This is a genomic window from Bacillus sp. BC05(2025) (assembly GCF_056725905.1).
On the sequence record NZ_JBWYRA010000037.1, the window covers coordinates 1 to 453 of the forward strand.

At 34.2% G+C, this 453-nt stretch carries 1 protein-coding gene; it reads left to right on the forward strand.

Annotated features, from left to right (window positions below; all coding sequences use genetic code 11):
* Positions 1 to 453: FtsW/RodA/SpoVE family cell cycle protein (locus ACZ76X_RS28995; RefSeq protein WP_479852477.1), on the forward strand; the 453-nt coding region annotated here is incomplete at both ends.

Consider the following 453-nt stretch of genomic DNA (forward strand, 5'->3'; position numbering starts at 1 on the left):
GTCATTCCGGTAACTATATTATCTACGTTAATATTTATATACGTAAGATATCCAGATTTTTTCTTTAATGAATTAGTTACTCAGTTAAAAGATCACCAACAATCACGTATTATAGGTTGGCTAAATCCAGCTGAAAATGTAGACCAAGGGTACCAAACGCAACAATCTCTTTTAGCAGTTGGAAGTGGTGAATTACATGGGAAAGGATTCAGCCAAGGAAGTGTATATATTCCTGAAAAGCATACTGATTTTATTTTTGCTACTATCGCTGAAGAGGGTGGATTTATAATTGCATCTCTCGTTATATTGGTCTTGTTACTTCTTATATATCGAATAACTATAATTGCTCATTCAGCAGAGAGTCTGTTTGGTACATTATTATGTGCCGGGGCAATTAGTGTTTTAACACTACAAATCTTCCAAAATATTGGTATGATTGTTGGAATGATGCCG